We start from the raw sequence: 1728 nt of genomic DNA on the forward strand, positions 1-1728 counted from the left end.
TTATCAGATTGATAATTAATCAGTTTGATATTAATTATAACAAAAAAGCCCATGGCTATACCTAACCATGGGCTAAACAAAAAATGATTTATTTAGAATTAATTCGCTTCTGCAAGTTGTGCTTCTGCTTCTTTCATTTCAGTTGTTGGCTGACCTTCAGCACCGTGCATCCAATCAATTAACTTACCTGAGAACAAGATAAGAATGAGACCAGAAACCGTTGCTGCTGAAGCAATACCACCGAAGATTGCTAGTGCGCCTGCATCACCAATGTGAGAACCGATAATACCAGCAAGGTAGTTTGCTAATGCGTTGAACGAGAACCACACACCCATTAGTAATGAACATAAACGTAGCGGTGCAAGTTTAGTCACCATAGATAAACCGATTGGTGATAAACATAACTCGCCTAATGTATGGAAGAAATATGCACCTACAAGCCATAGCATTGATGTTTTCACTGTTAAGTCACCGCCTTGCTCCATTGCAGCACCTACCATGAATAGGAAACCAATCGCTAGGAAGAACAATGCTAAAGCAAACTTAATTGGTGAGCTTGGCTCTTTAGGACCCATTTTCACCCATAGTGATGCGATAACCGGTGCTAGTGTAATAATGAAGAACGGGTTAAGTGATTGGAACCACTCAGTTGGTACTGTAAAGCTACCAATAACACGGTCAGTGTATTGCTGAGTGTAAATGTTCATCAGACCACCGGCTTGCTCAAAACCAGCCCAGAACACAACAACAAATAGACCCATGATCATGATTACTTTTAGGCGATCACGTTCAACTTTGGTTAATGGCTCTTTCTTACCCGATTTGTTTTTCGCAGCATCACGCTTTGCCGCTGGCTCAATACCAATGTTACCAAGGAAGCGACGAGCAAATAGCATTTGCAGTGTTAAACCAATACAGATACCAATACCTGCTGTCGCAAAACCTGCTTTATAGCCCCAAATTGAAACTGCCGTACCTGCGATAATACCCGCAAGTAGCGAACCCAAGTTGATACCCATATAGAAAATAGTGAATGCACCATCACGACGGTTATCACCCTCTTCATATAAATCACCAACCATGGTTGAGATATTGGCTTTAAACAGACCATTACCAACAATCATTAAAGTTAGACCTGCATAGAAAACATGCAGTGCTGAATCACCAACAACGGAGTTAGGTAATGCCAAAATAAACTGAGCGGCTGCCATTGCTACACCACCAATCATCACACATCGGCGCTGGCCTAAAAAGTTATCGGCAATCCACCCACCAATCAATGGCGTTAAGTAAACAAGGCCAGTGTATGTTGCGTATAAACCCAAGGCATCTTTCGTTGTCCAGCCAAAACCACCATTCATGGTTTTCTCTGTAAGGTAAAGAACGAGGATGGCGCGCATGCCGTAAAAACAGAAGCGTTCCCACAATTCAGTACCAAAAAGTAAGAACAGCCCTTTCGGGTGCCCTAATAAAGTGCCTTGGTCTTTGCTCATAACTATTCCTTTTAATCTCAATTTTATTCAATAAATGAATACCAGGAACGTTATAAAGCATAGTGAGTTATCATTCAATAAAGGATAATATCGCTACATTGTATAATTTATGTAACCACATGTTATAAAAGCAATTAATTAAAACCCCCCAAAAACCATGAAACATTGTGTTACATTGACCTTTCAGACTATAAGACTAAACAAAAGCTTAACAAGTGAAATATAAAACCACAAA

General features: G+C 40.2%; 1 protein-coding gene. It reads right to left on the minus strand.

Features of this window, described 5'->3' with window-relative positions; all coding sequences use genetic code 11:
- Positions 1 to 98 precede the first annotated feature (98 nt).
- Complete coding sequence (locus E5A76_RS02765) at positions 99 to 1493, minus strand: peptide MFS transporter (RefSeq protein ID WP_053988996.1); 1395 nt, start codon at positions 1491 to 1493, stop codon at positions 99 to 101.
- Between the last annotated feature and the right edge of the window lie 235 nt (positions 1494 to 1728).

The organism is Photobacterium lucens, from assembly GCF_009873615.1.
In the GTDB taxonomy this organism is placed as follows: Bacteria; Pseudomonadota; Gammaproteobacteria; order Enterobacterales; family Vibrionaceae; genus Photobacterium; species Photobacterium lucens.

Bases quoted from the DNA above. Each gene is read 5' to 3' on its own strand.
- E5A76_RS02765 (WP_053988996.1), bottom strand. From the start codon at position 1,493: ATGAGCAAAGACCAAGGCACTTTATTAGGGCACCCGAAAGGGCTGTTC.